General features: G+C 70.0%; 22 protein-coding genes and 2 pseudogenes. 6 read left to right on the forward strand and 18 right to left on the reverse strand.

The annotated features are described in order from the left end of the window. Positions 1 to 7: 7 nt before the first annotated feature. The 5 genes from GEV07_11340 to GEV07_11360 are packed head-to-tail and all read right to left on the reverse strand — an operon-like array spanning position 8 to position 5,679. A complete protein-coding gene (locus GEV07_11340) occupies positions 8 to 1,435 on the reverse strand; it encodes an NADPH nitroreductase (protein ID MQA03285.1) in 1,428 nt (475 codons plus the stop codon). Beyond that, on the reverse strand, positions 1,432 to 2,610 hold the full coding sequence (locus GEV07_11345) for an acetyl-CoA C-acyltransferase (protein MQA03286.1): 1,179 nt from the start codon (positions 2,608 to 2,610) through the stop codon (positions 1,432 to 1,434). Before GEV07_11345 ends, GEV07_11340 begins: the two co-directional genes overlap by 4 nt. After that, entirely contained in the window at positions 2,607 to 3,941 is a 1,335-nt protein-coding gene (locus tag GEV07_11350) for an AMP-binding protein (protein ID MQA03287.1), read from the reverse strand. The genes GEV07_11345 and GEV07_11350 overlap by 4 nt, the downstream gene beginning before the upstream one ends. Next, positions 3,938 to 4,531, reverse strand: coding sequence for a TetR family transcriptional regulator (locus GEV07_11355; GenBank protein ID MQA03288.1), 594 nt, complete (start codon positions 4,529 to 4,531; stop codon positions 3,938 to 3,940). Before GEV07_11355 ends, GEV07_11350 begins: the two co-directional genes overlap by 4 nt. Beyond that, positions 4,528 to 5,679: an acyl-CoA dehydrogenase gene (locus GEV07_11360; protein ID MQA03289.1), complete on the reverse strand. Its 1,152-nt coding sequence runs from the start codon at positions 5,677 to 5,679 to the stop codon at positions 4,528 to 4,530. Before GEV07_11360 ends, GEV07_11355 begins: the two co-directional genes overlap by 4 nt. Positions 5,680 to 5,893: 214 nt before the next feature. Here GEV07_11360 and GEV07_11365 point away from each other — a divergent pair, with 214 nt between their 5' ends. Together GEV07_11365 and GEV07_11370 are read left to right on the forward strand one after the other, a co-directional pair. After that, a complete protein-coding gene (locus tag GEV07_11365) occupies positions 5,894 to 6,628 on the forward strand; it encodes an enoyl-CoA hydratase (GenBank protein ID MQA03290.1) in 735 nt (244 codons plus the stop codon). 2 nt (positions 6,629 to 6,630) lie between these two features. Continuing rightward, a complete protein-coding gene (locus tag GEV07_11370; GenBank protein MQA03291.1) occupies positions 6,631 to 7,287 on the forward strand; it encodes a hypothetical protein in 657 nt (218 codons plus the stop codon). Position 7,288: 1 nt separating this feature from the next. Here GEV07_11370 and thrS read toward each other — a convergent pair whose 3' ends face one another. The 7 genes from thrS to GEV07_11405 all read right to left on the reverse strand — a co-directional run bounded on the left by thrS (position 7,289) and on the right by GEV07_11405 (position 14,157). Beyond that, positions 7,289 to 8,512 (reverse strand): threonine--tRNA ligase, encoded by a 1,224-nt coding sequence (gene thrS, locus GEV07_11375; protein ID MQA03292.1) that lies wholly within the window; start codon positions 8,510 to 8,512, stop codon positions 7,289 to 7,291. A 180-nt stretch (positions 8,513 to 8,692) separates the two neighbouring features. Continuing rightward, a complete protein-coding gene (locus GEV07_11380; GenBank protein ID MQA03293.1) occupies positions 8,693 to 9,130 on the reverse strand; it encodes an ATPase in 438 nt (145 codons plus the stop codon). Positions 9,131 to 9,236: 106 nt separating this feature from the next. Further along, complete coding sequence (locus GEV07_11385; protein ID MQA03294.1) at positions 9,237 to 10,241, reverse strand: glycine/betaine ABC transporter substrate-binding protein; 1,005 nt, start codon at positions 10,239 to 10,241, stop codon at positions 9,237 to 9,239. Positions 10,242 to 10,268: 27 nt separating this feature from the next. Beyond that, the gene (locus GEV07_11390; GenBank protein MQA03295.1) at positions 10,269 to 11,057 is read right to left on the reverse strand and encodes an ABC transporter permease subunit; all 789 of its coding nucleotides are present in this window, start codon (positions 11,055 to 11,057) and stop codon (positions 10,269 to 10,271) included. A 4-nt stretch (positions 11,058 to 11,061) separates the two neighbouring features. Next, positions 11,062 to 12,126 (reverse strand): ATP-binding cassette domain-containing protein, encoded by a 1,065-nt coding sequence (locus GEV07_11395; GenBank protein MQA03296.1) that lies wholly within the window; start codon positions 12,124 to 12,126, stop codon positions 11,062 to 11,064. Between the two features lie 22 nt (positions 12,127 to 12,148). Then, a complete protein-coding gene (locus GEV07_11400) occupies positions 12,149 to 12,796 on the reverse strand; it encodes an ABC transporter permease subunit (protein ID MQA03297.1) in 648 nt (215 codons plus the stop codon). Between the two features lie 17 nt (positions 12,797 to 12,813). After that, positions 12,814 to 14,157 (reverse strand): amidohydrolase family protein, encoded by a 1,344-nt coding sequence (locus GEV07_11405; GenBank protein MQA03298.1) that lies wholly within the window; start codon positions 14,155 to 14,157, stop codon positions 12,814 to 12,816. 151 nt (positions 14,158 to 14,308) lie between these two features. On the opposite strand from GEV07_11405, the pseudogene GEV07_11410 reads away from it, so the two are divergent. The 3 genes and pseudogenes from GEV07_11410 (at position 14,309) to GEV07_11420 (ending at position 17,225) form a co-directional block, all read left to right on the forward strand. Continuing rightward, positions 14,309 to 14,491, forward strand: a pseudogene (locus GEV07_11410) (GntR family transcriptional regulator). Between the two features lie 483 nt (positions 14,492 to 14,974). Next, positions 14,975 to 15,736 (forward strand): helix-turn-helix domain-containing protein, encoded by a 762-nt coding sequence (locus GEV07_11415; GenBank protein MQA03299.1) that lies wholly within the window; start codon positions 14,975 to 14,977, stop codon positions 15,734 to 15,736. A gap of 148 nt (positions 15,737 to 15,884) precedes the next feature. Next, positions 15,885 to 17,225 carry an amidohydrolase family protein gene (locus tag GEV07_11420; GenBank protein MQA03300.1) on the forward strand — a complete coding sequence of 447 codons (1,341 nt, stop codon included), beginning with the start codon at positions 15,885 to 15,887 and terminating at the stop codon, positions 17,223 to 17,225. A gap of 46 nt (positions 17,226 to 17,271) precedes the next feature. Here the strand turns inward: GEV07_11420 and GEV07_11425 are convergent, their stop codons facing one another. The 6 genes and pseudogenes from GEV07_11425 to GEV07_11450 form a co-directional block, all read right to left on the reverse strand. Further along, a complete protein-coding gene (locus tag GEV07_11425) occupies positions 17,272 to 18,513 on the reverse strand; it encodes an MFS transporter (GenBank protein MQA03301.1) in 1,242 nt (413 codons plus the stop codon). 7 nt (positions 18,514 to 18,520) lie between these two features. Further along, positions 18,521 to 20,143 carry a peptide chain release factor 3 gene (locus GEV07_11430; protein ID MQA03302.1) on the reverse strand — a complete coding sequence of 541 codons (1,623 nt, stop codon included), beginning with the start codon at positions 20,141 to 20,143 and terminating at the stop codon, positions 18,521 to 18,523. Beyond that, positions 20,140 to 20,552, reverse strand: a pseudogene (locus GEV07_11435) (MerR family transcriptional regulator). The gene GEV07_11430 and the pseudogene GEV07_11435 overlap by 4 nt, the downstream one beginning before the upstream one ends. Positions 20,553 to 20,659: 107 nt before the next feature. Further along, complete coding sequence (locus GEV07_11440; GenBank protein MQA03303.1) at positions 20,660 to 22,300, reverse strand: thiamine pyrophosphate-binding protein; 1,641 nt, start codon at positions 22,298 to 22,300, stop codon at positions 20,660 to 20,662. 5 nt (positions 22,301 to 22,305) lie between these two features. After that, positions 22,306 to 23,049 carry a cyclase family protein gene (locus GEV07_11445; protein ID MQA03304.1) on the reverse strand — a complete coding sequence of 248 codons (744 nt, stop codon included), beginning with the start codon at positions 23,047 to 23,049 and terminating at the stop codon, positions 22,306 to 22,308. Between the two features lie 88 nt (positions 23,050 to 23,137). Further along, positions 23,138 to 24,769, reverse strand: coding sequence for a hypothetical protein (locus GEV07_11450; GenBank protein ID MQA03305.1), 1,632 nt, complete (start codon positions 24,767 to 24,769; stop codon positions 23,138 to 23,140). Here GEV07_11450 and GEV07_11455 point away from each other — a divergent pair. Continuing rightward, positions 24,726 to 25,262, forward strand: coding sequence for a cupin domain-containing protein (locus GEV07_11455; GenBank protein ID MQA03306.1), 537 nt, complete (start codon positions 24,726 to 24,728; stop codon positions 25,260 to 25,262). The two genes, GEV07_11450 and GEV07_11455, sit on opposite strands and share 44 nt — an antisense overlap. Positions 25,263 to 25,272 lie beyond the last annotated feature (10 nt).

The raw sequence follows: 25,272 nt of genomic DNA on the forward strand, positions 1-25,272 counted from the left end.
TCGTTGCTCAGCGGCGCGCCGCCTGCCGCACCAACAGCTGGGCCGGCCGGTAACGCGGGTCGCCCGTACGCTCGGCCATCGAGCGCAGGCTGCTGCACACGACGTCGGCGCCGTCGGCCGCGAGTTGCTCGAACGGCCCGCGCGGGTGGTTCATGCCGAGCGCCAGCGCCGTGTCGATGTCGGCCGGCGTTGCGATCCCCTCCTCGACCAGCGTGCTCGCCTCGTTCGCCATGCAGTGCGCCAGCCGGTCGGCCACCAGGCCGGGCAACGCCGGCACCTCCACAGCGGCAGCACCGAGCCCGTCCAGCATGGCGTAGACGAATGACGGCACCTCGATTCCGGCGACCTCGTCGTGCACCACCTCGGCGAACACACCACCGTGCGGCGCCTGGTGCAGATGCAGCCAGCCGACGCCGTCGGGGAGCGCCTCGAGCCAGTGCCCGTCCGAACTGTCTACCACCACAGGACCGGCGGCCGCCATGTCGCGTACCTCACGCAGGTCGCGCTCGGTGGGTGCACCGCAGCGGTAGATCTGCACGCCTGGATCCCCCGCCTCGCCCGGCTGCCTGGTCACCCGGGCGAGCGCGGCGCGCGGTTTCTCCGCCGCGTAGTCGTAGTAGCCATGACCGGCCGCCCGGCCGGTCATGCCGCTGCGGACGAGCCTGCGTACCAACGGGACCGGCCGGTAGCGCGGGTCGCCGAACTCGCGCAGTGCGGTCTCCGACGACGCCAGGTGGGTGTGCAGCCCGGTGAAGTCGAGCAGCGTCAACGGCCCCATCGGGTGCCCCAGTGCGCCGCAGGCCACGGCGTCGACCACGCCAGGCTCGACGCCCTGCGACACCAGCAGCTGTGCCTCGTAGTACAGCGGGCGGCAGACCCGGTTGACGATGAAGTTCGGCGAGTCGGCGCACGTGACGGCGGTCTTGCCAAGGGCAGCGACCAGTTCGCGCGCACGGTCGGCGGTCCGTGCGCTCGTGCCGGCCGCAACGATCACCTCGACCAGCCGCATCTTCGTCGGCGGGTTGAAGAAGTGCATGCCGACGACCCGTGCGGGGTCGCCGAACGCGTGCCCCATCTCGCCGATGCTCAGCGACGACGTGTTCGACGCGACGACCAGCTCGGGACCGCCAGCGGCCGCGATGTCCGCGAGCAGCTGGCGCTTGACGGCCATGTCCTCGACGGCGGCCTCGACGACGAGCTCCGCCTGCGACACCGCGTCCGCCAGCTCGGCACCCTGCATGTCGTGCAGCGTCTCGCCGTCCTTGTCGGCTTCGGCACGGATGCGGTCAAGTCCCGTGGCCGTGTCCTCCGGCGAGATGTCCACGACGCTCACGCGGGCACCGGCGCGGTCGAAGACCCGCGCAATGCCGCGGCCCATCGGCCCGAGACCGACGACGAGCACACCGACGCCGGCGAGCTTGCCCTCGCCGTTCATGCAGCCACCCGCTCGATCACCGCGGCCACGCCCATGCCACCGCCGACGCAGAGGCTCGCCACTCCGAGCTGCAGGTCGCGCCGTTCGAGCTCGGCGAGCAACGTGACGACGAGCCGCAGGCCGCTCTGCCCGGTCGGGTGGCCGAGTGCGATGCCGCCGCCGTTGACGTTCACAACGTCCTCGTCCAGACCGAGGGCGCGCACGTTCTGCACGATCTGCGCACCGAACGCCTCGTTGATCTCGAACAGGTCGACGTCGGTGGGCGCCAACCCGGCCGCATCCAGCGCGGCGGGGATCGCGTACGCCGGGCCGATGCCCATCATCGTCGGGTCGACACCCACCTGGGCGAACGACCGGATACGGGCGCGCGGCGTCAATCCGTTGCGCTGCAACGAATCTCCGCTCACCACGACGATCCCTGCTGCACCGTCGGCCATCTGGCTCGCGTTGCCCGCCGTGACCGTGCCGTCCTTCTCGAACGACGGCTTCAGCCCGGCCAGCTTCTCCACCGTGGAGTCGCGGCGCAGACCCTCGTCGGTTGCCAGCGAGCCCTCGTCGGTCTCGACCGGCACGACCTGCGACGCGAACCTGCCCTCGTCCCACGCCGCCGCGAGACACTGGTGGCTGCGTACCGACCACTCGTCCTGGGCGCCGCGCTCGACGCCGAACTCGCGCGCCACCTTCTCGGCCGTCTGCCCCATGTTCATGCCACAGCTCGGGTCGGTGCCGCCGTCGCGCCAGCCGTCGTAGATGGTGATGTCGCCTCGGCGCGCACCGCCCCACCGCAGTGCGGACGGCGCGAGGAACGGCATCGTGGACATGCTCTCCGCCGAGACGGCGAGCACGGTGTCCGCGCTGCCGACGGCGACCGCCTGCCGTGCCAGGTCGAGCACCTTCAGCCCGGACGCGCACGCCATGTTCACGGTCTGCGCCGGAACCCGTTGCCCGACACCGGATTTCAGCGAGATCTGCCGTCCCGGGTTCGGGCCGTTGCCGGCCTGCCGGCAGTTGCTCACGATGGTCTCGCCGACGAGCGCGGCGTCGATCCCGGCCCGTTCGACGGCCGCACGCCCGGCGATGCCACCGAGCTCGACGACCGGCACCTCACGCAGCGAGCCGCCGTAGCGACCGTTCGGCGTGCGCACGCCGCCGACCAGGAATGCCTCTCGGTTCATGTCGCTCCTTCGCGTACGACCCGCTTGCTCTTGTGCGTGCTACGCGGCAACGTTCCAACGGCGACCACGTCCACGTAGCACCGTACGTTCAACTCGGCACGTACTGCGGCGGTCAGTTGCTCGGCGAACGCCGCGGGATCGGGCACATCCGTCTCCACCCGCAGCTCGATACCGGTGAGGTAGCCGGTCGCCGGATCGGTCACCCGCTCTGACAACACGATCTGGTACTCCCCCGACGCATGCGGGGTACGCCGCACCAGCTGCTCGACCGCGCGGGGAAAGACGTTCACGCCGCGGACGACGAGCATGTCGCCGCGCCGGCCGAGCACACCGCCGGCCAGCCTGGCGTGCGTACGCCCGCATGTGCAGGTATCCCGGTCGAGCACGACGACGTCACCGGTCCACCAACGCACCAACGGGCATGCCTGCTTGTCCGGGTGCGTCAGCACGAGCACACCGGGCGAACCGTCAGGCACAGGTTCAAGCGAGTCCGGGTCGAGCACCTCCGCGTAGGTGAAGTCCTCGGCCAGGTGCGCACCCGCCTGCTCCTCGCACTCCCAGGCGATCGGCTGGAACTCCAGGCTCCCGTACCCGTCGTAGCAGCGCGCTCCCCACTGCTGCTCGATCGCCGCACGCGTCGCGGGCAGACCGCCGCCGGGTTCGCCGCCGACCTGGATGTGCCGCACCGCCGTGTCGCGCAGCGACCGGCCGTTCCTCGCGGCGACGTCTGCCAGGTGCAGTACGAACGACGGCGTACCGGTCACCGACGTCGTGCCGTACCTGACGATAGTGTCGAGCTGCCGGTCGGTGTCCCCAGAACCGGCCGGGATGACCGTCGCGCCGATGCGGCCGAACCCCGCCGTGCCGCCGAGACCGCCGACGAACCATGGATAGCCGAACAGGCACTGGTAGACGTCGTGCGAGCGCACGCCCTGGCTATACGCCATCCGTGCCCACAGGTCGGCCCACCGGTCGAGGTCGCGCGCCGTCCAGCACACCGGAGTCGGCGCACCGGTGGTGCCGGACGAGAAGTGCACCCGCCGCACATCGTCAGGTGTGGCGGCGAGGAAGCTGCCCCACGGCTGGGCGTCCGCCAACGCCGCTACGTAGTCGGACTTGCCGACGACCGGCAACGCCGCGAGGTCGTCGAGGGCCGTAACGTCGCCCGGCTCGAAGCCGAGATCGCGCCACTGTGCACGGTAGAAGTCGCTGTGCGCACCGACGTAGTCGAGCTGGCGGCGGAGACGTTGCAGCTGCAGCTCACGCAGCCGCTCCCGCGGCTGCGTCTCGACGACGTCCCAGTAGCGGTCCCGTGCCACGGTGCTCGTCATGGCCGGTTCCGCCGCAGCCCGTTGACCACGAAGTCGGCGTACTCGTCGGCGACTTTCGCTATGCCGGCGTAGTCACCGCGTTCCGGGTCGTACCAGAGGCTGATCCAGTTCAGCGCCCCGAGCACCGGCTTGGTGGCCAGGCGCGGGTCCACGTCGCGCAGGTAGCCGTCGCGCTTGCCCTCGTCGATGACGTCGGCGAACAGCCGCTCGTACTCGTCGCGCAGCGCGATGAACTTGTCCAGCGGTTCCCGCTTCACGGCAAGCTGTTGCAGCCGATGCATCTCCACCGCCTGCACCGCCACCCGCTGATACGAGTTGCGCGTCATCATCAGGCCAGCGTGGTAGTGCGCCATCCGCCACAGCCGGTCGACGCTCGACACGTCGCGCTGGATCGCCAGTGGTGCAACCCCGTCGATCATCTCCTGCATGCCGGCGATGATGAGGTCGAGGAAGATGTCGGACTTCGCGCGGTAGTAGTGGTAGACGCGTCTCTTCGTCGCACCGAGCTGCTCCGCGATGGCGTCGATGGTCGTCGCGGCGTAGCCGTACCGGGTGAACACGGTGGCGGCCGCGTCGAGCAGCTGGCTCACGCCGCCTCGCTCTTGATGGCCCGCCCGATCACCAGCCGCTGGATCTCCGACGTGCCCTCGTAGATCTCCAGGATCCGTTGGTCACGGTAGATCCGTTCGGCCGGGCACGGCTTGCAGTAACCGTCACCGCCGAAGATCTGCACCGCGACGTTGGCGGCGAGGTGCGCGGCTTCGCTCGCGTCGAGCTTCGCCATGGCACCGAGGATCGCGACATCGCCGCCGTCCGCGTACGTCTGTGCCGCGTGCCAGGTAATCATCCGTGCCGCGGTGATGCGGGTCGCGACGTCGGCGAGCGGGAACGAGATGCCCTGGTTGTCGATGATGGAGGTGCCGAACGTCTGGCGCCGCACCGCTTCGCGCGACGCCACGTCGTACGCGGCGAGCGCTACGCCGATCGACTGCGCGGCGACGGTGATGCGTCCGGCGTTGAGTGTGCGCATCGCCAGACCCATGCCCCGGTTGAGCTCACCGATGAGCGTGTCGTCGGCAACCCAGGTATCGAGCTTGAGGTTGCTCGTGTTGGTGCCACGCAACCCCATCTTGTCCTCGTAACGGTCGATGACAACGCCCGTGGCGCCCTTGTCGACCATGAACGCGGAGATGCCGCGCGCGCCGGCCTCAGGATCGGTCAGCGCGAACACCACGTAGTACTGCGACGCGCCGCCGTTGCCGATGTAGATCTTCTCGCCGCGCAACCGCCAACCATCCCCTTCCCTGACGGCGGTGGTCGTGATGCGCGCGGCGTCGCTGCCCGCGCCCACCTCGGTCAGGGCGAAGCTGACGGCCTTGCCACCGGCGAGACCACCGAGGTAGCGCTCCCGCTGCTCCGGCGTGCCCGCGAGCACCAGCGGCGTGCCGCCGAGCGCGTAGGCGGTGAGGATCGCGCCGGTGGACGGACACACCCGCGACAGCTCCTCGATCACGGCGCACACGGTGTCGAACCGGGCCTCCTGGCCGCCGAACTCCTTGCCGACGAAGAGCCCCGCGAGGCCGCTGTCGACCAGCACCTGCACGTTCTCCCACGGGTAACGCTGCTCGCTGTCGAGCTGCGCGACCAACGGCGCGAAGTGCTCCTCGGCAAGCCCGCGGACGAGATCTCGCCAGTGTCGCCCTTCCTCGGTCAGCTCCGGCTCCCAGATCACGGACACAGCGACGCTCCCGTCCTCGACTGCGCGGGTACCTACCGTAGCGTATGTCAACGCAACCGTAGACAAAAGCCCTCTGGCCTGTCAAGATCCGATATGCCTTGTACAGCAAGGCATATCGAGCACTCGACCGTCGACATGACGAGATACCTGCGGGTATGTCACGGAGGAGGCGAGCGTGGACGACCCGGCAGTCCACTACGAGCGACGCGGCCAGGTGGCGGTGGTGACCATCTCGCGGCCCCGGACCAGGAACGCACTCACCACCGACGTCATGACCGACCTCGCCGACGCGTTCGACCGCGCCGGCGGCGACGACGAGGTGCGGGCACTCGTGCTCACCGGTGGCGCCACGGTGTTCGCGTCCGGCGCCGACGTACGGGAGCTGCGCGACACCAGCCCGGCCGACTACCTGGCGTCGCAGCGGCAGGCGGCCTGGCAACGGCTGGCGGCGTTCCCCAAGCCGACGGTCACGGCGGTCGCCGGCTTCGTCCTCGGCGGCGGGTGCGAGCTGGCGTTGAGCTGCGACCTGGTGGTGGCGGCGGACACCGCGACGTTCGGGCAGCCGGAGGTGCGGCTAGGTCTGCTGCCGGGAGCCGGCGGCAGCCAACGCTGGGCTCGCGCGGCCGGGCGGTACCGGGCGGCTGAGGTCGTACTGGGCACGGACACCCTGGACGCGTGGACCGCGGCCGATTACGGCGTCGTGGCCGAGGTGGTGCCGGCAGAACGGGTGGTCGAAGCCGGCGTCGCCCTCGCTGCGCGGGTCGCGGCCCACAGCCCGGTGGCCGTGCGGCTGGCGCGCCAGGCCGTGCGCAGCTCCGAGGAGCTACCGGTTACGGCGGCGCTTGCCCAGGAGAAGTCGTTGCTCGCCACGCTGTTGTCTACCGAGGACCACGTCGAGGGCATCAACGCGTTCCTTGAGAAGCGGCCGGCCAACTTCGTGGGACGGTGATCATGGGCGACATCGCGACGTTCAGGTGCACCGACGAAGGGCCGGGCGCCCGGCTCGCCGCGGAAGCGCGCGGTGCGTTGGCGGACGCCGTACGTGGCTGGCGGCGCGAGGCCCCGGCGGCAGTCGTCGTCGAGGTCGACGGGCAGGCGTGGGCGCACGTACCGGACGTCGCCGACCTGACCGACCAGGCCACGATCGGGAAGGCGCAGGGACTTGTCACCGCGTTGTTCGCGCTCGACTGCCCGGTGATCGTCGCCGTGGACTCGGCGGTGAGCGGCCTCGGCACCGCACTGCTGTTGACCGCGGACGTCCGCATCGGCGGCCCGCACGTTACCGTCGCAGTCGGGGAGGCGCCAGCGGCGGCGTTGGTCGGTGCCACCGGTTGGCTCGCCGCGCGTGCCGGCGCCGCGCCCGCGGCGGCGCGCCTCACCTGGACAGGCGGCACGCTCGACGCGGACGCTGCCGTGGCCGGCGGCCTGCTGACCACGCCAGGCACGGCCGCCGACGCCCACGCCTGCGCATCGCGGCTGGCCGCGGACCCGGCAGGCTGGTCCGCCGTGAAACGCGCCGACCGCACCCGCGCCCGCCCCGAGCTGGCGGAGACACTGCGCTACCACTCCTGGCTGACCGACCTCGCCCTACGCCCTGACGGCAAGTAGGTCAGCCATCGTCGGGCCAGAGGGTGGGAGTGTGCGCGGCTATCAGGTCCGCCAGCCGGGGCGCGAGGGTGGCGGCCCGCATGGCCGGCGGTTGCCGGCCGTCGCGGAGGCGTAGGGCTATCGAGGCGGCAGCGGCCTCGCGGGGGCCGATGACCGCTTGGTACGGCACCAGGCGCGCCTGTCTGACACGTGCGCCGAGAGTGCCGCCTGCCGGGTCGAACAGGCGTGCTCGTAGACCGTGATTCTCGCACTGCTCTACAAGGGCCGCGGCGTTTGCGCGCTCCCCTTCGGACACCGGCAGCACCGCTACCTGCACCGGTGCCAGCCACGCGGGCAAGGCACCGCCGAGCTGTTCGACGAGTATCGCGACCGCACGCTCCGCACTGCCGATGAGGCTGCGGTGCACCATCACCGGCCGATGCTTGGCGCCGTCCGCACCGACGTACTGGAGGTCGAAGCGTTCCGGTTGGTAGAGGTCGACCTGCACGGTGGACAGGGTGTACTCACGGCCCGCGGAGTCGGCGAACTGGACGTCGAGCTTCGGGCCGTAGAACGCCGCCTCGCCCTCGGCCCGCTCGTACGGCAGACCCGACGCGTCGAGCACCTCGGTCAGCATAGCGGTGGCACGCTGCCACAGCTCGGCATCCGCCACATACTTGCCGCCGGGGCCTGGCAGCGACAACCGGTACCGCGCCGGGCTGATGTCGAGCGCCTGCTGGACCTGGACTACCAACTGCAGCGCCGCCTGCGCCTCGTCGGCCACCTGGTCGGCGGTGCAGAAGATGTGCGCATCGTTGAGCTGGATGGCCCGCACCCGGGTCAGACCGCCGAGCACGCCGGACAGCTCCGCGCGGTACATGCCGCCGAGCTCTGCCATCCGCAGCGGCAGCTCCCGATAACTGTGTGCGCGGGAACGGTAGATCACCGCGTGGTGCGGGCACAGGCTCGGCCGCAGCACGAGCTGTTCCCCACCCAGGTCCATCGCCGGGTACATGTCGTCGCCGTAGTGCGACCAGTGCCCGGAGATCTGGTACAGCTCCCGTTTGCCGAGCACCGGCGAGTACACGTGTTGGTACCCCGCCCGCCGCTCGACGTTACGGACGTACTCCTCCAGGCTGTGCCGCACGATCGCACCGTCGGGCAACCAGTACGGCAACCCGGCGCCCAGCAGCGGGTCGGTGTCGAACAGGCCCAGCTCACGGCCGAGCTTGCGATGGTCGGGCATCGCGGTCTCCTCGCAAGGCTTGAGGCGAGTGACCGCAAGACTAGGCCCCGGGACACTCGCCCGGGGCTCGAACAGCTTTGTACGTGAGTCAGCGCGCCGGGACGGAATCCGGCGTCCTCGTCGATCCAGCGCGCTCCATGCCCACAACGATAGTGGCGCTCTCGTCTTGCCGCACGGCAATTAGCGTTCGAGCAACGCCTTCAGGTTGGCCAGGTCGTGGCGGTTGGCGCGCTTCATCGCGGCGGCGAGCATCGGTGCACTCAGCTGCGCGAACCCTCGCGGCTCACCTCGGTTCCGCAACGTCATGTGGGTAGCCGTGTCGCCGTGTGGTCGCCAGGTGTACGTGGTCTCCATCGGGAACGGCCCGTCGGCGGTGCGCATGACCAACCGCTCACCCGATACGGGCTCGACGATCTCGTAGGTGTACTCGAGCCTGCGGCCGAGGAACCTAGCGACGAACGCGACCCGCGAGCCCACTGCCACCGGCGGGTCGGTGTGCCACTCGACCGACTCGATGTTGACGTACCACTGTGGTGCGTTGGACGGATCGCCCGCGTACTCCGCCACCCGCTCGCACGGCGCCTCGATGACGATCTCGGTGACAACGTCGACGGCCATGGCGCGACCTCTCGCTCGTACACCTACCAGGGTAGCGCCGCTGCCGGGGAAAGCAGTACGCGCCAGCCGGCAACCGACCGGCTGGCGCGTACCGACGAAGCTGTGCCTACTTGCCGATGAAGCCTTCCTTCTGCAGCCACTCCTCGGCGACGTCCTTTGGCTTCTCGCCGTCGATGTCTACCTTGGTGTTGAGCTCCTGGATGGTCTTCAGGTCGAGCGCCTTGGCGAGCGGGTTGAGTGCCTTGGCGACCGCAGGGTTCTTGTCCAGCACCGGCTTACGCACGTTCGGCGCCGGGTTGTAGATCGGGAAGAACGCCTTGTCGTCCTTCAGTACGGTCAGCCCGAGACCCTTGATCCGGCCGTCGGTCGGCGTGACCATGCCGTACTTGCACGGACTCTGCTTGTCGATCGCCTTGTAGATGGCGCCCTCTTCCAGCGTCGCCACGGACTTCGACGGCAGCTTGAAGCCGTAGTGCTTCTGCACGCCAGGGAGGCCGTCGTCGCGAGAGCTGAACTCGCCGTTGACGCACATCCCCGCGTCGCCGACGTTCTCGTTGGCGAGCTTCGAGTACGCGGAGAGGCTCGTCACCCCGGACTTCTTCGCGTTCTCGTTGGTCGTCGCGACGGCGTACGTGTTGTTGAACGGCGCCTTGTCGAGCCAGACGATGTCGTGCTTGCTCTTGTCTTCCTTTGCGACCGCGTCGTACTGCGCGTCCGCGCCGGCCACCGGCTTGGTGTGCTTCAGGTAGCTGATCCACGCGGTGCCCGTGTACTCCCAGTAGACGTCGATCTTGCCGGACGTCAGAGCCGTGCGCGTGGTGTTGCTGCCCGACAGGCCGCACTTGCGGGTGACGTCCGCACCGGCCGACTCCAACGCGAGCGCCGTGATCTCGCACAGGTTCAGCTGCTCGGTGAACTCCTTCGAGCCGACGGTGATCTCGACGCCCTCGAGGTCCGCGCTCTTCGCGAGGCTGCCCGGCTCGGCGTCCCCGCCCGCGCTGTCCTCGCCGAGCAGGCAACCGCTCGCCAGCAGACCGACCGCCGCAACGCCGGCGGCGAGTTGCAGCCGCCGCGTCAACCGACCGCCGCGCCCAGATTCCTTGGCATGCATGCGTTTTCCTTTCTCTGCAGAGTCTGGTCAGAGACCCCGTGGACGGAGGACTCGCTCGACGATCCCGGCAAGCCAGTCCAGACCGAGTGCCAGCACTGCGGTGAGCACGCTCCCGGCGATCAACATCGGCATCCGACCCAACGCGATGCCGGCCTGGATCAGGTCACCGAGGCCACCCGCGTTCGTATACGTCGCCAGCGCCGCGCTGCCGACATTGATGATCAGTGCCACCCGTACTCCCGCGAGGATCACCGGTACGGAGAGCGGGAGCTCGACGGTGAACAACACCGCCGACTTGGTCAGTCCCATGCCGCGGGCGGCGTCGATGAGCGACCGGTCGACACCGGAGATGCCGACCATGGTGTTGCGCAGCACCGACAGGAAGGCGACGGCCACCAAGGCGACGATCGCCATGGCGAAGCCGGTGCCCACGGTGATCGCGAGCAGCACGAGGATGCCGACCGAGGGGATCGCCTGCCCGAGGTTGGCCACCGCGACGACCGGCACGGCGGCGGCGCGGAACTTCGACCGGGTCAGCAACACGCCGAGCGGCACGGCCAGGACGATCACCAGCACGCTGGACACGACGACCATCTGCACGTGCTCGAGCAGAAGGGTCCCGATGTGCTGTGCGGTGATGTTCCGCCGCTCGATCGAGTCCAGGTCCTTCGCCCCCAGGTACACGAAGAGTGCGGCCAGCACTGCGAGCAACGCGGCCGGCGTCACTACGACGTCGGACACGGACAGCCCACGCCACCGCCTGCTCGACGGGTCCGCCGCCCGCGGCCGCGTCTCGATGTCGACACGAGTCGTCACGAGATCACCCGCCACCGGCCTCGTCGCTCGGCACGTGCCGAAGCACCGTGTCCATCGACAACCCACCGAGCACCCGGCCGTCTTCGTCGGTGACGACCGCGAGGTCGTCGTGGGCGGTCAGCATCGCGTCCAGTGCCTGGTACAGCGTCTGACCGCCGCGCACCGTCGCGACCTGACCGTCGGCAAGTGCGGGCAGCCAGCGCGCCGGGCGCCCGCCGTCGGTCAGCAGCACGCGCTTGCCGTCCAGGTGCTGCGACGCCTGCTGCTCGTCCTCCACGGTGTCGACGGCCTGCAGCGGCAGCTCCTCGACGTGTTGCAGGCCGAGGAGACGTACCGAGCTCCCCGCGCCGATGAACGAGGCGACGAACTCGTCGGCCGGCTCGGTGAGCAGCTTGATCGGGGTGTCGAACTGTGCGATGCGCCCGCCGGTGCCGAAGATGGCGATCCGGTCGCCGAGCTTCAGCGCCTCCTCGATGTCGTGGGTGACGAACACGATCGTCTTGTGGATCTGCTGCTGCAAGGTGAGGAACTCGTCCTGCAGCCGGTCCCTGATGATCGGGTCGAGCGCACCGAACGGCTCGTCCATCAACATGACCGGTGGATCGGCAGCGAGCGCGCGGGCGACCCCCACCCGCTGCTGTTGCCCACCGGACAGCTGCTTGGGATAGCGCCGCCGATAGCTCTCCGGCGGGTCGAGGCCGAGCAGTGCGAGCAGCTCGGTCACGCGGTCGTCGGTCCGCTTCTTGTCCCAACCGAGCGCCTTCGGCACCATCCCGATGTTCGCGCCGACGGTGAGGTGCGGGAGCAGACCGACCTGCTGGATGACGTATCCGATGTGCCGGCGCAGCTCGTCCGGGTCGACGTTCGTGACGTCGGCACCGTCGATGTAGATCCGGCCGCTGGTCGGCTCGATCAGCCGGTTGATCATCCGCATGGTGGTCGTCTTGCCGCACCCGGAAGGACCGAGCAACACGACGATCTCACCGGCATGGACATCCAGGGAGAGGTCCGCCACCGCGGGCTCGTCGACACCCGGGTAGGTCTTGGTCACGTTCTCCAGCCGGATCATCGGCTGCTGGTCGGTGTGTGGATCAGCCACGGATGCCTCGCGGAGTGGTCAGTCGGGCGATCAGGACGAAGAACAGGTCGAGGACGATGGCCAGCACGCCGACGCCCAACACACCGGCGAGCGCGTCGTTGAGCGCATTCGCACCGCCGAGCCTGGTGAGCCCGTCGAAGATGAGCCGACCGAGCCCGGGCCCGGCCACCGCAGCAGCGATCGCGCCGATCCCTACACAGAGGATCGAGGCCACCCGTACGCCGTTGAGCAGCACCGGCCACGCCAGCGGCATGCGGACGGTGAACAGCAGGCTCCACTTCGACAGTCCCATCCCCCGTGCGGCGTCCTCGATCTCGGCGGGCACGGACTCCAGCCCGGTGATCGCGTTGCGCAGGATCGGGAACAGTGCATAGACCACCAACGCGGTGATGGCAGGTACGACGCCGAGGCTGAGGATGGGGATCAACAGACCGAGCAACGCGTACGACGGGATGGTCAACGCGATGCCGGTCACCGTCAGCGAGACCCGGCGCACCATCGGGTGGTTCTGCGCGAGCACCGCGACCGCGACACCGATGACCGTCGCTATCCCGATGGCGATGAGCACGACCTGCGCGTGCTGCGCCGCCAGGAACACGATGTCCGGCCAGCGGTCGGCGAGATATTCGGAGAAGGTCATGACGAGACATCACCCGTTCATCGGGCGGCCGCCAGATCGGTGAGATGCACTTCGAGCGCCGCGCCTGCCACCGGAACACCGTCTTGTAGCACGAGCCAGATCCTTTCGCTGTCGCCGAGAATCTCCGGGTTCGCGAACGGGTCCCCGTCGAGGATCGCGAGGTCGGCGAGCTTACCCTCCGCCACCGTCCCCAGCTCGGTCAGGCCGAACGCATGTGCGGCGGCCGAGGTCGCGGACACCAGCACCTCGTGCGCCGGGAGGCCATGATGGATCATCCTGAGCACCTCGATCCAGATGCCACCACGGCGCAGCTCCAGGTCGTCGGCGCCCATCACGATCGGTGTGCCCGCCGCGTTCGCCGCCTGCAGCGTCTTCTCCGCGGCGCGGATGTTCGCTTCCGCCACGGCTTCCAGCTCCGGCGTGCAGTACGGCACGGTCTCGCCTTCGGTGCCGACCTCGAGGTCGCGGCCGGCGAACACGTACGAACTGGTGAACGTAGGCACCAACGCGATGTCGTGCTCGGCCATCCGGTCCAGCAGGTCCGGCCGACTGTGCAAGTAGTAGCCGTGCTCGACGGTGCGCATGCCGAGGTCCACTGCGGTCTCACAGCCGGGCAACCCCTCGGCGTGCGCGGCGACGTAGTACCCCATCCGGTGGGCTTCCTCGACCGCTACCTGCATCTCCTCGTAGGAGAGCTGGTTCGGCATCGACGATGCGCCGTGGTCGTCCCGGCAGAGGCCGGCCTCCAGCTCCACCGACCGAGCACCTGTCGTCATCACCTTGACGAAGTCGACGCCGCGGCGGATCTGCTCGCGTACGCCCTTGCGTACCTCGTCGGCGCCGTCCGCCTCGCGGTACATGCCGTCGAAGATGACGCCGCCTGGCGCAGTACCGGAGATGATCAGCCCACAGGTGAGCACCCGCGCACCGCGGAACGCGCCGTAGCGCATCGCCTGGCGGTTCTCCATCACCTGCTCGCCGAAGGTCCCCATGTCGCGAACGGTCGTGACGCCGTACCTGAGGAACTCCCGCAGGTGCATGCCCAACATGTGCGTCGTCGTGCCTGGCAGCAACGGCTGGGAGCCGAAGCCGAGCTCGGGCAGCTGCCCGACGGCGTGCATGTGCCCGTTGATCAACCCGGGCATCAACGTCTTGCCGGCGAGGTCGACGACCGTCGCGCCTTCGGGGACGGCATCCCCGGCGCTCCCGACGCGAACGATGCGCCCGTTCTCCACCAGTACGGCGGCCCCGTCGCGGACGGGTGCGCGCGTGCCGTCGAAGAGACGCGCGTTGGTGAGCCACAGCGGTCGCTGCGGCGGAACATCCGGCGCGAACAGCAATGCCGGCGTCTGGATCTGCATGGGGCCTCCTCAGCGGGCAAGTACACCACAAGTCCATCGGTATACAAAACCTGCTTTGGTACCCTTCTTCCGTGGGTAAGACGACGATCGACGGGGCGCGACCGACACCTCGTACCGCCTCCCCGTGGCAGGCACCTGCCGGTGAGGCGCGATGAGAGGGTTCCACCCACAACCGACCATCCACGCCGACGACAAGACGCTCTCCAGCCGTCGCGTGTACGAGCAGCTACGCCGCGCCATCCTGCACGGCGAGTTCACCCCGGGCACCAGCCTCGGCGAGACGCAGGTCGGCAACATGCTCGGGGTGTCGCGTACGCCCGTGCGACAGGCGTTCGGTGAGCTGCTCAACCAAGGCATCCTGCAGGAGGGCGCGCGCCGTCAGGTGGTGATCACCAACCCGTCCGCCGAGCTGCTCGCCGAAGCGGTGGCGATGCGCGACGCGCTCGAACCCGTGTGCGCCGGCCGCGCCGCCGGTCTGCTCGACGTCTCGGCCGTGGACCAACTGCACCTGATCATGATCAGGGCGCGCCGGGCCGTCGCGGCGAAGGACCTCAACGCCTTCCTCGACTGCGACGACGACTTCCATCTGCACATCCCGCACGCCGCCGGGCACCAGCTCGCCGAGGACACGCTGCGCCGGTTGCGCAGCCTCATCCGCCTCGGACTGCGCGACTTCGACTGGGACGAGGAGCTGCTCGACCAGATGGCCGCCGAGCACGAGGCGATCATCGAGGCCCTCGGCAGCGGCGACCCCGCGCAGACGACCACCGCGATGGCCGCACACCTCGCGTCCGCGAGCCCGTACTAGCCTCGCCGCGTGAGCGAGCCAGCGGGAACCGCACGGGCGATGAGCACCGTGCGTCGTGCCACGGAGGTGCTCGACGTGCTCGGCAGCTCGTCCAGCGACCTGGGCACGAACGAGATAGCGCGCAGGATCGGCACCAACGCGAGCACCGTCTCCCGGCTGCTCGCCACGCTCGTCGCCGCCGAGCTCGTCCGCAAGATGCCCGAGACCGGCAGGTACCGCCTCGGTTTCCGGCTCGTACAGCTCGGCAACGCCGCGCTGGCCAGAGTGGACCTACGCGAGCTCGCCCGGCCGCACCTGCTCGCACTGAACGAGAAGACCAAGGAGACCGCGACGCTGTCGGTGCCAGGCGAGCAGGCCGCGACCACCATCGACTACGTGCAGAGCTCGTCGTCGGTGCGCAGCTTCGTGGAGATGGGCCGGCCGAGCGTGCCGCACGCGACCGCGGTCGGCAAGGTGCTGCTGGCCCACGGCGGCCACCTCCCAGCCGGCCGACTGACGCGCTTCACGCCGAACACCATCACCAACCGCACCGTCCTCCGGCGCGAGGTGGCACAGGTCAAGGCACGCGGTTGGGCGGAGGCCCGCGGCGAGCGGGAGAACGACCTACTGACGATCGCTGCACCGGCCCACGACAGGCATGGGACGCTCGCGGCGATCCTCGCCGTCGAGTGCCCGCTCGGCCGGCTGGAAGGCCGTGCGCTACGTGCCGCCGTCGACGCCCTCGTCGAGCACGCCAGGCAGCTCTCCACCCAGCTGAGCACCGGTTCCTGACGCTCCCCACGCCGGATGGACGGCAGCCGAACGGCTTCAGAAAGTGTTGCCATATTTGCAATGCTGTTGCTCTTGCGGCATCACGCGTGTGACAGTGGCGAGCGTGCCGGCTGACTGCCCGGCGCAGCCGGATACCTGAGAGGAACCGATGCCGCACCGCTTCCCCGCACTGATCGCAGCTCCCCCGGCGGCGGCCGGACGACTGTGGCTGCTGAACGCCCGCGTCTTCGACGGCACGGGCACCAACGCACGCCCCGGTAGCGCAGTGCTCGTCGAGGACGGCATGATCCGGCATGTCTGCGACACCGGTGACGTCCCGGCAGACCCGGGCACGGAGCGGCGGATCGACCTCGGCGGCAGGACCCTGCTGCCCGGCCTCACCAACGCGCACACGCACCTCGCCGGCGGCACCATCGACCCGAAGCCGGGTGCCGAGGAGATGCTGCCCAACACGCCCACGCACTTCCTGCAGGCGGCGCTGCGCGACATGCTGCGGATGGGTGTGACGACGCTGCGAAACACCGGTTCACAGGGGCTCCAGCCGCAGGAGGCCAGGCAGGCCATGCGCTACGGCGCGTTCCGCGGCCCGCGCATACTCACCTGCGGGAAGATCATCTCCGCCACCGCCCCTGGCGGCCGGTTCTACGGCGACATGTACCAGGAGGTCGACGGGCCCGACGGCGTGCGCAACGCCGTACGCACACAGGTGCGGTGGGGCGCGGACTTCGTGAAGGTGATGACCACCGGGGCGCGGTCGAACGAGCTGGAGGACCCCGAGCCGACGCAGTTCACCGACGGCGAGCTCGCCGCCGCCGTCGACGAGGCGCACCGCCTGGGGTACCGGGTGTGCGCGCACGCGGAAGGGCTCGACGGCACGGCCGCCGCGATCGCGCACGGCATGGACACCATCGAGCACGGCATGTTCCTCAACCAGCGTCCCGAGCTGCTCGACCAGATGGCCGAGAACGGCCAGTTCCTCGTCCCGACCCTGACCGGCTACTACTACTGGGCGGGCTACTCGCTCGACGTCATCGACCCGACCGATGCGCCCACGAACCCGGAAGCCGACCCGATGCTCAGCGAGCTGGGCAAGCTCAACCTCGCCGAGGGCGCGAAGAGCATGCGCGCGGCGCGGGAGGCGGGGGTGAAGATCGCGCTGGGCAGCGACCGGCAGGGCGAGGTCATGTCGACGTCCGGCGAGCTGCTCCGGATGATCCACCACGGCCTCACCGTGCGCGAGGCGCTCGTCGCCGCGACGAAGACCGCGGCCGAGGCGCTCGGCCTGGACGACCACGTCGGCACCGTCGAGGAGGGCAAGCTCGCCGACCTCGTCGTCGTCGACGGTGACGTGCTGAGCCAGCCCGCACTGCTGGCCGACCGCGACAAGATCTGGCTCGTGCTCCAACTCGGCGAGCCGGTCGCAGGCGCGGCCATGGAACAACCGATGACCACCGACGCCGACACCCCGGCGCTCGCCGGGGTGCGCTAGCGCGGTCGGACTCGCCGGGCGCCGCGACCGGGCCGCGTTCAGGACGCTACGCGGTGCGTTGCGGCGGGCGCGGCGGCGGTGGTTTCACGAACGCCGCGAAGGCGATGGTGCCGACGGGCAGCAGCGCGAGCACGAGCAGCGCCGGCCGGTAGCCGCCGAGCCAGTCGTGGCCGAGGGAGAGCAGCAACGGCCCCACGGCACTGCCGGCCACGCCCAGGGTGTGCACGACCCCGCGGATCGCGCCGATGTGGGCGAGGCCGAAGCTGCTCGGGAACGCCGTCGCCTCGATCAGCCGGAAACTGTTGCCGGCGACGCCCATCAGCATGCCGTAGCCGACGGCGGTCACGCCGGGTGTGACGTAGCCGGCGGCGACGAGCGCGCCGGCGAGCACCGTGCGGCTGGCGATGATCAGCAGCCGGTCGGAGACGCGGTCGGCGAGGTAGCCGAGCAGCACCGTCGCCGCCAGACCAGCGACGGTCTGCGGGAGGAAGTTCGCGGCCGCCTCGGTACGCGAGAGACCGCGCTCGCCGAGCAACGCGATCTGGTGGAACGCTGCGGCCGTGCCCAGCGTGCTGACCATCGTGACGCCGGACGCGACGACCCAGAACATCGGCGTACGCAGCGCTTCGCTCAGTGTCCAGTCGACCGGCGGCAGCCGGTCGTTGCGCCGCGCCCCCGTCTCCTCCCGTTGCGCGTCGCGCGGGGGTATCCGGCGCGGCAGGCCGAGCAGCGCGAGCGGGATGACGGTGGCCCAGATCACCAGCCCCTCGGCGAACCAGATGGTGCGGAATCCGTGCTCCGCGACCAAACCTTCGAGCAGCACCGGCGTCAGCGAGATGCCTGCCGCTCCGACGGCGGCGGTGATGCCCTGCGCGAAACCACGGCGCCGATGGACGTACAGCGCCACCGCCGTCGTCGCCGCCAGGTTCAGCGCGCCTTGGCCGAGCATGCGGATGCCGACGAACCCCGCGGTGAGGCCGACGAGGCCCTGCACCAACGACAACCCCATCAGCACGGCGCCGAAGCCCACCGCGACGACCACCATGATGAGGCGCGCACCGTACCGGTCGATCGCGCGGCCGAGCAGCGGCATCACACCGGCGCCTACGAGGGTGCCGACCAGGTAGGCCGCCGATACGACCGAACGGCTCAGCTCCAGGCCGTCGATCAACGGGTCGACGAACGCGGACACGGCGGCGGTCTGGCCGGGCGCGGTCAGGGCGAGGACGAGGGCACTGGTGCCGACGACGCGCGGGACGTACCAACGAGACGACGAAGGGTCGGGCACGTACGCCTTACTCGGTGGTGCGGCCGGCGAGCAGCGGCTCGAGCAGGACGTCCGGGTGGTCGCGCTCGATCGAGCGCAGCCGCCAGATGTCCGTGAACAGCGCGAGCAGCGCCCCGTCGGTACGTTCGAACACCTCGACGCCGCGCTGTCGGTCGAGCATGGCGGCGTCCTCGGCGCGGGTGCGCCGGGCCAGCTGGTAGTCGAGCTGGTCCAGGCGGGCGGGCGCGTTGAACTCGTGCTCCAGCCGGTGCGCGACGACCTCGAACTGCATCGGCCCGACCGCCGCGAGCACCGGTGCCGCGGAACCCCGCAGGTCCGAGCGCAGCACCTGCACGACGTTCTCCTGCTCGAGCTGTTCGATGGCGCGCCTGAACTGCTTCGACTTACCGGTGTCGCTGACCCGCGTCACCGCGAAGTGCTCGGGCGCGAAGCTCGGGATCCCCGGATAGACGACCGGTTTCCCGTCGTACAGCGTGTCGCCGATCCGCAGCGCCGACGCGTTCACCAGGCCGACGATGTCACCGGGGTAGGCGACGTCGACGGTGTTGCGCTCACGCCCGAACACCTGCTGCGCGTACTTGGTGGCGAACGGCTTGCCGCTGGCGGCGTGCGTCACCACCATGCCGCGCTCGAACACCCCGGAGCAGACCCGCATGAACGCCAGCCGGTCGCGGTGGGCGCGGTCCATGCCCGCTTGCACCTTGAACACGAACCCGCTGAACGCTGCGTCGAGCGGCTGCGCGTTGCCGTCGACGTCGGGACGGGGCGCGGGCGACGGCGCGATGTCGACGAGGACGTCGAGCAGCTGGCCGACCCCGAAGTTCATTACCGCAGCGCCGAAGAGCACGGGGGTGGTCGTGCCGGCGAGGAACGTCGCCTCGTCGTGGTCCTGGTCGGTGGCCGACAGCAGCTCGGCCTCCTCGACCGCGCGGGTCCACTCGGCGCCTTCTTCGGCACGCGCGTACACCGGCGAGAGGCGCTCCTCGGGTGCCCGGGTCGCGCCGCCCGCGGTACGGGTGAACCGCACGAACTGACCGTCCCTGCGGTCGAGCACGCCACGGAAGGCGCCGGACTCGCCCACCGGCCAGGTCAACGGGGTCGGGCGCAGCCCGATCCGCTGCTCGATCTCGTCCATCAGGTCGAGGGCGTCGCGGCCGGGCCGGTCCCACTTGTTCACGAAGGTGACGACCGGGATACCCCGGTACTTGCACACCTCGAACAGCTTCAGCGTCTGCGGTTCCAGGCCCTTGGCGGCGTCGAGCAGCATCACCGCGCAGTCGACGGCTGCCAGCACCCGGTAGGTGTCCTCGGAGAAGTCCGCGTGGCCCGGGGTGTCGAGCAGGTTGATCACCACGTCGCGGAACGCGAACTGCAGCGCCGCCGACGTGATGGAGATGCCGCGCACCTGCTCCATGGCCATCCAGTCGGACACCACGCCGCGCCTGCCGGACTTGCCGTGCACCGCGCCGGCCTCCGCGATCACCTCGGCGTGCAGTGCGAGCGCCTCGGTGAGGGTCGACTTGCCGGCGTCCGGGTGGCTGATGACCGCGAAGGTACGCCTGCGGCCAGCCTCGCGCGCTGCGGCGTCGCGTGAGGTGTGCTGGGTGTGGAGCTCGGAGGAGGCCGTCACGAACGCGACTCCGCGGCTCGCGCCCGCCGGCGCTGCCTGCCCATCTCGCTCCTCAGCTGCCCGGCGAAGTCCTCCGCGGTCTCCAGCTGCTCCCGCAGGGCGACGCACCGCCGTTCGACGGCGTCGCGGTACATCGCCAGCCGGCGACGAGCTCACGGCGGCGCTCCTCGGCGACCGGTCGTTCCGCGGCGAGCTCGTCGAGGACCTCGAACAGACCACGTACCTCGTCGAGGGAGAACTCCAGCGGCTTCATCCGCTTCGCCAGCAGCAGCCGCTCGACGTCACCGTCGGTGTACAGACGGAACCCACCTTGGCTGCGCGCCGACGGCACCACGAGATCGATCTCTTCGTAGTACCTGATGGTGCGCAAACTGAGCCCGGTGCGTTCGGCGACCTCGCCGATCTGCATGTGCCCCCCGTCAACCACCGCGGTGCGTTCCTCCTCGCCTGCTCACGTCCAACGCCGAACCGCGCCAACTCTACCTTGACGTGAGGGTAGAGTTGCGGCCGGCTCGGTCAGTGGCCGCGGAACGCTTCCTCCAGCCACCAGGAGCCGTGGGCGGACGGCACCTTCGCGTCGATCAGCAGCGGTTCGCCGCGCTGGCCGGCCAGCCAGCCGCTTACGGGGGCGAGGTCGGCCGGCTGCCGTACGGTGATCGCCTGCCAGCCGTAGCCACGGGCGACGGCGGCGATGTCGGTGTCGGGGAACCGTACGGTGGCGAGCTCGTGCCCGTCCGGGCCGAAGTGGTGGACCTCGGCGCCGTACGCGGCGTCGTTGTACACGACGGCGACCATGGGCAGCCGCAACCTGGCGACCGTCTCCAGTTCCGCTGCGCTCATCAGGGCACCGCCGTCGCCGAGCGCGGCGACCGGCAGCCGCTGCGGTTGTGCGAGCGCCGCGCCGACGGCGGTGGCGAGACCCAGCCCGATCGACTGGAACGCCTGGGTGAAGCAGAACCCGAACTCGTCCGGCACCGACAGGAACATGCTCGGGTAGCCCATGAAGTTGCCCGAGTCGACGGCGACGACGCGGTCCGCCGGCAGCAGGTCGTCGAGCGCGACGGTGAGCGTGCGCGGGTCGATGTGGTCGCCGGTCGACTCGTCGTCGTACGGCACGTCGCGCCAGCGCCCCTCGGCCGCGATCCGCTGCCGGACGGCGTCGGTGCGGTAGCCGGTGGGGGCCTCGCCGTCGGCGACTGCCGTGCCGGCCGCCTTCGCCGCCTCAACGACCGAACCGCGCACGCCGAGGTGGATGTCGCGGTGGGCACCGAGCGCCGACTCGTCCACGTCGACCTGCACGACGGTCGCATCGGGCGCGATGAGCGTGCCGTGCCGCATCGTCCACATGTTGAGCGCACATCCCCAGCCGACGACGAGGTCGGCGTCCTGGATCAGCTCCACCGCCAGCGGTGTGGCGAAGCCACCGGAGACGTCCAGCGACCACGGGCTGCCGTTGAAGAGTCCCTTGGCCACCGCGCTCGTCGCGAGCAGTGCACCGCTGTGCCCGGCCAGCTCCTCGAGCGCCGCACGACTGCCAGGCAACCGCGCGCCGCGGCCGGCGACGAACACCGGGCGCTGCGCTCGCCGCAGCGCGGCCACCAGCGCGTCGAGATCCGCGGCGGACGGCTCGACCGCAGGCGGCAGCGGCCGGATCGGCTCCGACAGCCCACCGCCGGCCTGCTCGGCCTGCACCGGAAGCGGCAGGTTGAGCACCACCGTACGGCGGTCGCGCACGGCGGTGTCGTACGCGGCGGCCGCCACCTGCACGGCGTCGGCGGCGGACGTCACCCGCATCGGCGTCGCCCCGACCGACGTCGCAAGGGCGGCCTGGTCGACGTAGAAGTTCGACTTCGGCTCGGTGACGTCGGCGGCGAGGACGACAAGCGGCGTGCGGCTCTTGGCGGCCTCGGCTATGCCGGTCATCGCGTTGGTGAGGCCACAGCCCTGGTGTACGGACACCGCCGCGACCCGCCCGCTCATCCGCGCGTACGCGTCCGCCATGGTCGCCGCGCCGCCCTCGTGGCGCGCGGCGACGAACCGCGCGCCCGCGTCGACCAGGGCGTTGGTCAGGTGGAAGTTGCCCGACCCCACCACGCCGAAGACATGGTCCACGCCCAGGCCCGCGAGGGTGCGGCCGACGGCCGCGGCGACGTGCATCGGCGTCAGTGTTCGACGAGCGCGAGCACCCGCGCCGGGCTACCCGAGCCGCCGGCGATGCGCAACGGGCTGGCGACGATGACCGCGCCGTTCGGCGGCAGCTTGGCCAGGTTCTGCAGCTGGGTGAGGCCGTACTTGCCGGCCCCGTGCATCAGGTTGTGGCACGGGAACATCGGCTCGAACCCGCCGGCCGCGCCCGCGTCGGTGCCGACGGTCTCCGTGCCCAGCCCGATCACCGGGGCCTCCTCGGCCAACCAGCGCGCGCACTCCGCGGACAGGCCGGGGGTGTGCGGACCGCTCTCGTCGGCGTTGAGGAACTCCTCCTGCGAGCGCGACCTGGCGTCCCAGCCGGTGCGGAACAGCAGCCAGCCACCGGCGGGCAACGGCCCGTGCGCCTGCTCCCACGCCCTGACGTGGTCGATCTCGAGCAGGAAGTCGGGGTTCGCCGCGACCTCGGCGGAGAAGTCGAGCACCGCGGCGGGCGCGACGAGCTTGCCCGCCGGCACCGACGCGATGTCCTCACCACCCTTGCCGGAGATCCAGTGGTTCGGCGCGTCGAAGTGCGTGCCGGTGTGCTCACCGGTGCGGAAGTTGTTCCAGTACCAGGCGGGGCCGCGGTCGTCGTAGCTGCTGATCTCCTGCAACTCGAACGTGGCGGTCTGGCCGAACTGCGGCGGCAGCTGGAGGATCGGGGTCTCACTGGTCAGCGGCGCAGTGAGGTCGACGACCTCGATCGACCCGGCTGACATCGCGCTGAGGAAGTCTTGCAGGACCGGCATGCTGGTCTCCCGCTCTACGGTTTGACGCTGTCACGGTATGGCGCGGCACCGACTCCCATCAACCGCGCTCTTCCGCTGTGACGGAATCATCGGCCTCGTCGGCGAGGATCTTGCGCTCCTCGTCGTACGCCTCGTCCGTCATCCGGTCCCTGCCCCAGCCGGTGAGCACCGCAACCCAGAAGACGAGCATCAGCGCCCAGCAGTACACGACGTACGGCACCAGGTGCACCGGGTCGAAGTTCTGCAGGTTCGCGTCCTTCACGGTGTCGGCGGCGAGTGCGAACGGGATGAGCACCGCGACGCTGTACGGGACGAACCCGAGGATCGTCGTGGAAGCCGCGTCGAGCAGGTTGCCCCGCCGCCACGGCGCGATCTTGAACGAGTTGCCCAGCCGGCGCACGTACGGCCCGAGCATCACCATCGTCGGCGTGCCCGCGGTCGTGAGCACGTTGATACCCAGCGCCAGCCCGTACATCGTCACCTCGGCGCTGCGTGGGCCCTTGGCGATCCGCTGTGACTTCTCCACCAGCCAGTCGATCAGGCCGCCGGCCTGGAACGTGCCGATCATGCCCATCAGGAAGATGGTGAACACGGCGATACCGACGAAGCCCATCATGCCGTCGACGATCACGCCGCTCGCGGTGAACGTCTCGCCGTCGACGGTCAGCACGTCACCCCAGCCAAGCAGGCCGGTCGCCAGCCCGAGCACCAGGCCGAACGCCGTACTCACCAACAGTGCCGAGACGAAGTGCCACCGCAGGATCATGAGCACCATCAGCAGTAACGGTGCGAGCAGCATGATCAGGCCGCCCGGGGTGGCCTCCACACCGCCGCGGCTCTCCCCTGCGGGGCCGAAGAGGCCGACAGCCACGTAGCCGGCGAGCGTCACCACGGCAGCGACCGCGGCGTATTTCAACCGCGAGCGCACGGCCGTGGGCACGTCGACGCCCTGCGAGTAGGCAGACACGATGGTGGTGTCGGAGACCGGTGCGAGGTTGTCGCCGATGAACGCACCACCGAGGATCGCGCCGACGAGGAACAGCGGGTCCGCGCCGATGGAGAAGCCGGCGGGGAACAGGATGGGCGTGACGGCGAGGATGGTGCCGATCGAGGTGCCCGTCGAGATGGACAGGATCGCCGTGGCGACGAACGCGAGCAGCGGCACCCACGCCGCACTCAGCCCGATGGCCGCGGCGACCCAGACCAGGCCGTCGATCACGCCGGTCTCGTTCAGCAGCTTGCCGAAGACACCGGCGAGGAACCAGGCGAGCAGGATCACCGCGAGCATCGGCGACGCGATGCCCTGGATGAGCGCGTCGACGTACGCCTGCCTGCTCTTGGCGAGCAGCAGCCCGACGAACAGCCCGGCGAGGACCATCGGCCAGAACGCCTCGGGTAACGCGAGCCCCTTGAAGCCGAGCACCAGGATGCCAGCCAGCATCACGAGGAACGGCACGAACAACATCGGCATCCCGCCCCACAGCTGGAGGCGGGGCGGCGTCACCTGACCGGGCATGACTTCGCCTTCCACGAGCGGCGAGATTGACCAGAATTTTGATACTGCTAAAAGCGTACGTGGGAATGTAAGCGCGATACCGTGCACTGTCAATGACGGACAACGGACCGTCGGGCGAGGAGGCTGCAGCGTGGTCGAGATGCGGGTGCGAGCGGTACGCACCGAACGCGGCATGACGCTGACCGAGCTCGCCAAGCGCACCGGCCTGTCCCCCGGCCTGATCAGCCAGGTCGAGCGCGGGCATACCAACCCGAGCCTGGAGACGCTGCGACGCGTCGCGGAAGCACTCGAGGTGCCCATCTTCAGCCTGTTCGACCAGGAGGCCGTGGACAGCGCCGCGGTCGTCACGCGCGAGCGCCGGATGCTCGTCCGCTCCCCGCATGGCGGCATCACGTACACCCGGGTCTCGCCGGGCGTCGGCCGGCTCGAGGTGCTCGAGGGCACACTCGAACCCGGTGGTGTCTCGGCACCGGAGCCGTGGAGCCATCCCTCGGAGGAGTGCGTGGTCGTGCTCCGCGGCGAGCTCGTCGTCGAGGTGGACGGCAAGGAGCATCCGCTGGCGGTCGGCGACAGCTGCTACTTCGACTCGCGCCGCCCACACCGGTACTGCAACCGCTCGACGGAGCGCGCGACGTTCCTCGTCACCGTCACGCCGCCGAGCTACTGACGGCCGCCGC

This window comes from Streptosporangiales bacterium (assembly GCA_009379825.1).
Classification (GTDB): domain Bacteria; phylum Actinomycetota; class Actinomycetes; order Streptosporangiales; family WHST01; genus WHST01.

Coding starts and splice junctions, on each gene's coding strand:
- GEV07_11400 (MQA03297.1), bottom strand. CDS start 12,796: ATGACCTTCTCCGAATATCTCGCCGACCGCTGGCCGGACATCGTGTTC.
- GEV07_11440 (MQA03303.1), bottom strand. CDS start 22,300: ATGCACGTCGCCGCGGCCGTCGGCCGCACCCTCGCGGGCCTGGGCGTG.
- GEV07_11450 (MQA03305.1), bottom strand. CDS start 24,769: ATGCCGCGTTCGGTGCGTACCGCTCGCACCCGCATCTCGACCACGCTG.
- GEV07_11395 (MQA03296.1), bottom strand. CDS start 12,126: ATGATCCGGCTGGAGAACGTGACCAAGACCTACCCGGGTGTCGACGAG.
- thrS (MQA03292.1), bottom strand. CDS start 8,512: ATGCCCGACCATCGCAAGCTCGGCCGTGAGCTGGGCCTGTTCGACACC.
- GEV07_11370 (MQA03291.1), top strand. CDS start 6,631: ATGGGCGACATCGCGACGTTCAGGTGCACCGACGAAGGGCCGGGCGCC.
- GEV07_11345 (MQA03286.1), bottom strand. CDS start 2,610: ATGAACCGAGAGGCATTCCTGGTCGGCGGCGTGCGCACGCCGAACGGT.
- GEV07_11445 (MQA03304.1), bottom strand. CDS start 23,049: ATGTCAGCCGGGTCGATCGAGGTCGTCGACCTCACTGCGCCGCTGACC.
- GEV07_11340 (MQA03285.1), bottom strand. CDS start 1,435: ATGAACGGCGAGGGCAAGCTCGCCGGCGTCGGTGTGCTCGTCGTCGGT.
- GEV07_11385 (MQA03294.1), bottom strand. CDS start 10,241: ATGCATGCCAAGGAATCTGGGCGCGGCGGTCGGTTGACGCGGCGGCTG.
- GEV07_11420 (MQA03300.1), top strand. CDS start 15,885: ATGCCGCACCGCTTCCCCGCACTGATCGCAGCTCCCCCGGCGGCGGCC.
- GEV07_11405 (MQA03298.1), bottom strand. CDS start 14,157: ATGCAGATCCAGACGCCGGCATTGCTGTTCGCGCCGGATGTTCCGCCG.
- GEV07_11380 (MQA03293.1), bottom strand. CDS start 9,130: ATGGCCGTCGACGTTGTCACCGAGATCGTCATCGAGGCGCCGTGCGAG.
- GEV07_11350 (MQA03287.1), bottom strand. CDS start 3,941: ATGACGAGCACCGTGGCACGGGACCGCTACTGGGACGTCGTCGAGACG.